The sequence below is a fragment of the Komagataeibacter xylinus NBRC 15237 genome (assembly GCF_001571345.1).
Taxonomy (GTDB): domain Bacteria; phylum Pseudomonadota; class Alphaproteobacteria; order Acetobacterales; family Acetobacteraceae; genus Komagataeibacter; species Komagataeibacter xylinus.
This window is the reverse complement of sequence record NZ_BCTP01000035.1, coordinates 23,916-29,967: the sequence shown is the minus strand read 5'-3', so window position 1 is coordinate 29,967 and position 6,052 is coordinate 23,916. Positions and strand designations below refer to the sequence as shown.

The 6,052-nt window shown below is 63.9% G+C and carries 8 protein-coding genes; all 8 read left to right on the top strand.

What is annotated here, in order from left to right; translation table 11 throughout:
- Window positions 1–148: 148 nt before the first annotated feature.
- The 8 genes from purH (at window position 149) to GXY01S_RS12410 (ending at window position 6,043) form a co-directional block, all read left to right on the top strand.
- Window positions 149–1,729, top strand: coding sequence for a bifunctional phosphoribosylaminoimidazolecarboxamide formyltransferase/IMP cyclohydrolase (gene purH / locus GXY01S_RS12445; RefSeq protein ID WP_061275565.1), 1,581 nt, complete (start codon window positions 149–151; stop codon window positions 1,727–1,729).
- Between the two features lie 96 nt (window positions 1,730–1,825).
- Complete coding sequence (locus tag GXY01S_RS12440) at window positions 1,826–2,596, top strand: hypothetical protein (protein ID WP_061275563.1); 771 nt, start codon at window positions 1,826–1,828, stop codon at window positions 2,594–2,596.
- 125 nt (window positions 2,597–2,721) lie between these two features.
- Window positions 2,722–3,063: an AtpZ/AtpI family protein gene (locus GXY01S_RS12435; protein ID WP_061275561.1), complete on the top strand. Its 342-nt coding sequence runs from the start codon at window positions 2,722–2,724 to the stop codon at window positions 3,061–3,063.
- A gap of 12 nt (window positions 3,064–3,075) precedes the next feature.
- Window positions 3,076–3,825, top strand: a complete 750-nt coding sequence (locus GXY01S_RS12430) for a F0F1 ATP synthase subunit A (RefSeq protein ID WP_061275560.1) — start codon at window positions 3,076–3,078, stop codon at window positions 3,823–3,825.
- A gap of 60 nt (window positions 3,826–3,885) precedes the next feature.
- Window positions 3,886–4,110, top strand: coding sequence for an ATP synthase subunit C family protein (locus GXY01S_RS12425; RefSeq protein WP_003616715.1), 225 nt, complete (start codon window positions 3,886–3,888; stop codon window positions 4,108–4,110).
- A gap of 16 nt (window positions 4,111–4,126) precedes the next feature.
- Window positions 4,127–4,741: a F0F1 ATP synthase subunit B family protein gene (locus GXY01S_RS12420; protein ID WP_061275558.1), complete on the top strand. Its 615-nt coding sequence runs from the start codon at window positions 4,127–4,129 to the stop codon at window positions 4,739–4,741.
- Between the two features lie 30 nt (window positions 4,742–4,771).
- Complete coding sequence (locus GXY01S_RS12415) at window positions 4,772–5,266, top strand: F0F1 ATP synthase subunit B family protein (protein WP_061275556.1); 495 nt, start codon at window positions 4,772–4,774, stop codon at window positions 5,264–5,266.
- 21 nt (window positions 5,267–5,287) lie between these two features.
- Entirely contained in the window at window positions 5,288–6,043 is a 756-nt protein-coding gene (locus GXY01S_RS12410; RefSeq protein ID WP_061275572.1) for a glycosyltransferase family 2 protein, read from the top strand.
- Window positions 6,044–6,052 lie beyond the last annotated feature (9 nt).

Below are 6,052 nucleotides of genomic sequence, written 5' to 3'. Positions count from 1 at the left end.
AAAACTGTCTGGTGTTTCAGAAGCGGGCTTTTCAAACCACGCCGGGGAAAGCCAGCCATAACATTTCACTTATTGCCCATTCCGGCGCGGTTGGACTAATCCAACCCGCATTGGCTCATTTCCAGCTTGCGTGAAAGGTCACTTGCAGATGACCCCCCCCACCACCGTGCCGGTCCGGCGTGCCCTGATTTCCGTGTCTGACAAGAAGGGGCTGCTTGATCTGGCCCGCGCGCTTGTCGCCCACGGGGCCGAGATCCTTTCCACTGGCGGTTCCGCCCGCGCCCTGCGCGAGGCCGGCATTGCCGTGCGCGACGTGTCCGAGCATACCGGCTTTCCGGAAATTCTTGATGGCCGCGTCAAGACGCTGGTGCCGCAGGTGCATGGGGGCATTCTGGGCCGGCGCGACCTGCCCGCCCATGTGCAGCAGATGGAAGAGCACAAGATCGCCCCGATCGACCTCGTGGCCGTCAACCTTTACCCCTTCGAGGCCACCGTGGCCTCTGGCGCGGGGCCGGAAGACTGCATCGAGAACATCGATATCGGCGGCCCCGCCCTGATCCGCGCCGCCGCCAAGAACCACGCCCACGTGGCCATCGTCACCGACCCCGCCCAGTATGGCGAGGTGATCGCGGCACTTGAAAATGGCGGCACGACCCTGGCGCAGCGCACGCAGCTTGCAGGTGCTGCCTATGCCCGCACCGCCGCTTACGATGCCGCCATCGCCGCATGGTTCGCAGGCCAGGAAGGCGAGGCGCTGCCCCCGCGCATGATCCTTGCGGGTGAAAAGCGCGAAAGCCTGCGCTATGGCGAGAACCCGCACCAGAAGGCGGCCTTCTACACCGATGGCTCGACCCGCCCCGGTGTGGCCACGGCCACTCAGATTCAGGGCAAGGCGCTGTCCTACAACAACATCAACGACACCGATGCGGCGTTTGAGGCGGTGGCGGAATTTGATGCGCCCGCCGTGGTCATCGTCAAGCATGCCAATCCGTGTGGCGTGGCTGTCGCCCCCACCCAGGCCGAAGCCTGGGACCGCGCCCTGCGCTGCGACCCGGTCTCGGCCTTTGGCGGCATCGTGGCGCTGAACCGCACGCTGGAAGCGCAAGCGGCAGCGCGCATCGCTGGCATCTTCACCGAGGTGATCGTGGCCCCCGACGCCACGGCCGAAGCGCGCGAGATCCTGTCGCGCAAGAAAAACCTGCGCCTGCTGCTGACCGGCGCACTGCCCGACCCCGCAGCCGGTGGCGTGGTGGTGCGCTCGGTGGCCGGTGGCTTCCTCGCCCAGACGCGTGACAGCGGCCGCATCACGCCTGAGGCGCTGAAAGTCGTGACCAAACGCGCGCCCACTTCCGCCGAGATGGCGGACCTCATCTTCGCCTTCCGCGTGGCCAAGCACGTCAAGTCGAACGCCATCGTGTATGTGAAGGACCAGAGCACGGTGGGCATTGGCGCGGGCCAGATGAGCCGGGTTGATTCCGCGCGCATTGCCGCCACCAAGAGTGCGGATGCGGCGAAGGAAGCCGGCATCGACCACCCGCTGACCCAGGGCAGCGTCGTGGCATCCGATGCGTTCTTCCCGTTTGCCGACGGGCTTGAGGCCGCGATTGCCGCAGGCGCCACCGCCGTGATCCAGCCCGGCGGCTCGATCCGGGATGACGAGGTGATTGCCGCGGCTGACAGGGCAGGCATCGCCATGGTCTTCACAGGTATGCGCCATTTCCGGCACTGATCCGTCGTCAAGCCCCCTTGTCTGCGGGGCGGGGATGGAATGAGATGGCACGCCCGGCAGCGTGCCGGTCAAGAAAGACGAAAGACGGGTACCCGCATGGACATTCATCGACGTTCCTCCTGCCGCCTGCTTGCGGGCGTGCTTGTTGCTGGCAGCCTGGTGGCGGGTAATGCCCATGCGGCTGGCAGGACGGGCGGGCAGCCCACTGCTGCCGCCCCTGCGGCAACGCAGATAGCCCCCGTGTTCGACCTTGCCCCGCTGCCTGTCACGAGCGGGCAGCTTGTGCAGTACATCCTCAGCCCGGCAGGACAGATCGCGGGGCTGCTGCTGGGCGATGGCACGCAGGTTTTCTGCCCGCAGGACCTTGGCGAGAACCTGCCCGCCATCGCCCGCCCCGGCGAACAGGTCTCGATCAGCGGGCTCAAGGGCATTGGCCACCCCATCGTGCGGGCCTATGCCATAACCGGCCCGCGGGGTCAGCGTATTGCCGATGTGCGCCCCGCAAGCGCGCCCGCACCCTATGATTCCCCCTCCATCGGCCCCGACGTGCCGGTGGATGGCACCGTGCTTGCCCCGCTTTATGACATGCAGGGCAAGGTGCAGGGCGCCATCATGCGCGATCATAGCGTCGTGTATGTGGGCGAGAGCAATGCCACCCGCCTTGCCGCCTGGCTCAGGCCGGGTGCCAGCCTGCACGCCATCGGCATTGGCGTGAGCGGCGAGCGCGGCACCGCCATCAACGCGCGTGAAATCGGGCCGGACGTGAACCAGGCCATCCACATCGAACCCGCCGATGCGCCGCCGCCGGGCGCTTTTCCCGGCAGCGCGGGTTATGACGTGATTCCCGGCAGTGCCACGGCGCAATAAAGATGCGCCGAACGCACGGACGGTAAAAAAGATGCGGGGGGGAACCGCTTTGTTTGCCCCCCTTGCTTGACAGGTTATTGCAGCCCCGTTAGCTACCGCCTGCACCCTCAAGGAGGTTGCGAGAAGTGGATAAGGATAACGATCCTTCCGGCGAGTCCTTCAACCGGCGACTGGAAGCGGCCCGCGAGCGCATGAAGCCCCGCGTGACCGCTGAACACGATACGGGGGGGACAATGTCCGATCTGGGCCTGGTCATAAGGTCGGGAACGGAACTGGTGTCGGCTCTTGTGGTCGGGGTAGGCGTTGGCTGGGGGCTTGACCACTGGCTGGGCACCAAGCCCTGGTTCCTCATCGTCTTTTCGCTTCTTGGCGGTGTGGCAGGTGTACTTAATGTCTGGCGTCTTGTCAGGCCCGATGCCATAAGCACTAAGGCAGACGGGCCGGATGGCGGCCCCGGACGGTTATAGGGAAGAACGAAGTTGGCGGCCGGATCATCTATCGACGCGCTCGGTCAGTTCGAGCTCCATCCAGTTCTGGGTGCACTGGGCGAATCCCTGCGGTTCAGCCAGTCTCCCATGATGATGATTGTCGCCGCCTTGCTGGTTCTGGCGTTCCTGTATGTAGGCATGCGGCCTGCTGCAGTGGTGCCGGGTCGCCTGCAGGCCGCAGCCGAGATGTGCTACGACTTCATCTACAACATGGCGGTCGACACCATCGGCGTGGAGGGCAAGGCCTTCTTCCCCTTCGTGTTCACGCTGTTTTTCTTCATCCTGGCCGGTAACTACCTTGGCCTGCTGCCTTTCTCCTTCGCCTTCACCAGCCATATCGCCGTGACCCTGGCGCTGGCGCTGATGGTGTTCTGTCTCTCGATCATCGTATCGCTCAAGGTGCAGGGGGCGAAGTTCTTCGCTCATTTCATGCCCGCGGGCGCGCCCAAGGCGCTGGCCCCGCTGCTGATCCCGATCGAGATCCTTTCTTTTCTTTCGCGTCCCGTGAGCCTGTCGATCCGTCTGTTCGCCAACATGGTGGCGGGTCACGTGATGTTCGATATGTTTGCCGCCTTCACGATCATGCTGGCCGGCCTGGGCTTCTTCGGTGATATCATCGCCGTTGGTCCCGTGGTCATCAATGTCGCGCTGATGGCACTCGAATTGCTGGTTGGTGCCTTGCAGGCCTATGTGTTTGCAATCCTGACCTGCATCTATCTGAGGGAGGCGGTGGCCCACTAACAGGCCGCATCCGCTTCCATCTATTTCAATCCAGAACGTCTGAAACAAGGAAAACAAGACATGGATATCGCAGCAGCCCGTGAAATTGGTGCCGGTATCGCCGTTATCGCCCTCGCTGGCGTTGGCATTGGCCTGGGTAACATCTTCTCTACGCTGGTCAGCAGCATCGCGCGCAACCCGTCCGCACGCCCGCACGTGTTCGGCCTTGGCATGCTGGGCTTCGCCCTGACGGAAGCCGTGGCCCTGTATGCGCTGCTGATCGCGTTCCTGATCCTGTTCGTCTGATACGCTGGAGGCGAACATGGCGCGCGCCGTGATGTATAACAACATCCGAAGGGCGAAGTCTTTTCTGGCTTCGTCCGCGCTGGCTCTGCCGCTGATGGCCATGGCAGCCCCTGGCGCGCGCGCCGAGGGCATGCCCCAGCTTGATTTTGGCAATCCTTATGTCATCGGTCAGGTGATATGGGGCGCTGGCATTTTTCTGGTTCTCTACCTGCTGCTGAGCCGCTCGGCCCTGCCCAAGGTTGAGAAGGTTCTCTCGCTGCGTCGTCAGACCATCGAGACCGACCTTGGCATTGCGCACAAGGCCAAGACCCGCGCTGATGAAGCCGTGGCCGACCTGCATGCCGCACGCCGCAAGGCGCTGGCCGATGCACAGGCCAATGTGGACAAGGTTGTCGAGGAGGCCCGTCTGGCCGCCGCCCGGCAGACCGAGGAAATGAACGCGCGCCTTGCTGCCGAGATCAGTGATGCCGAGACCCGCATCGCGCAGGCCCGGACACAGGCACTGGCATCCGTGCGCGAGATTTCCACAAACACGGCGGAAACGCTGATCAATCAGTTATCTGGCATTGCCGCCCCGGCCGATTTCGTGACGGCAAAGGTCGGTTCTGCTGCGGCAGCACGTGGTCTCTGACCCGCTGCCCAAGACAGACAGGTCATAATCATGTTTCATGATCCCCGTTTCTGGTCGGCTGTTGCCTTTGTGCTGTTTTTCGTCCTGTTCGGGCGTTCACTGTGGAAACCCCTGGTGAGCGCACTTGACGGGCGGGCAGAGCGCATACGTGCCGAGCTTGATGAAGCAGCCCGCCTGCGCCGCGAGGCCGAGCAGATGCTGGAGGACGCAACGCGCGACCGCGAGGCGGCACTCGCCGAAGCCAAGGAACTGGTCGAGCACTCCCTGCGTGAAGCCGCGAACATCGCGGAAAAAGCCCGCAAGGACGCCGAGGATATTGCCGCACGGCGCGAGCAGATGGCCAAGGACCGGATTGCATCGGCCGAGCGTTCCGCCCTGCGCGAAGTGCGCGAGACGGCGGTTGACATCGCCATCCAGGCCGCCCGCGAGACGCTGGCTGCCAGCCTGCCTGCGGATGCCGATGGCAAGATCATTGACAAGGCGATCGGCGACCTGCCGGGCGCCCTTTCCCAGCGCGCTGCCTGATTGGTTTTGCAGCCGCCCGCCATGCAGGACAGTGATAACGGGGCGTCTTCACGCCCCGTTTTGTCCATTATCGCCGCCGTACTGAACGAGAGCGGCAATATCCGCCCGCTCTGCGAGGAAATTGCGGCCGTGCTCGACCGCCTGCCCCCTGCCGAAGTCATCTTTGTGGATGATGGCAGCACGGATGGTACGGGGGCGGAGCTTGAAGCGGTCAGGCGTGATGGCATCCTGCCGCATCTGCGCATTCTCAGCCATGAGGCTGCATACGGCAAATCCGCCGGGCTGCGCACGGGCGTTGAAGCCGCGCGGGGCGAATGGGTCATTCTGCTTGATGGCGATGGGCAGGATAACCCCACCGACTTCATCAACATGATGGCGCTGTGCCGGGAGGCCAACGGTCGCGCGCCCCTCGTGGTGGGCGTGCGCACCAAACGGCGCGATACGCTGTCGCGCAGGCTGGCCTCGCGTTTTGCCAATGGCCTGCGCCGCCGCCTGCTTGATGATGGTTGCCCCGATACGGGGGCCTCGCTCAAGGCGTTCCGACGGGAAGATTTCCTGCCGCTGCCACAATTCGAGGGACTGCACCGCTTCCTGCCTGCCCTGATGGGGCAGCGCGGCGTGCCACTGGTGTGCATGCCGGTGCATCATCGCAACCGGCTGCATGGTTCCTCCAAATACACCAATTTCAACCGGGCGATTGTTGGCATCCGCGATATACTGGGTGTCATGTGGCTCAATAACCGCGCCAGGATACCGAAACGCGTTACCGAACGCTGAAGGGACCGT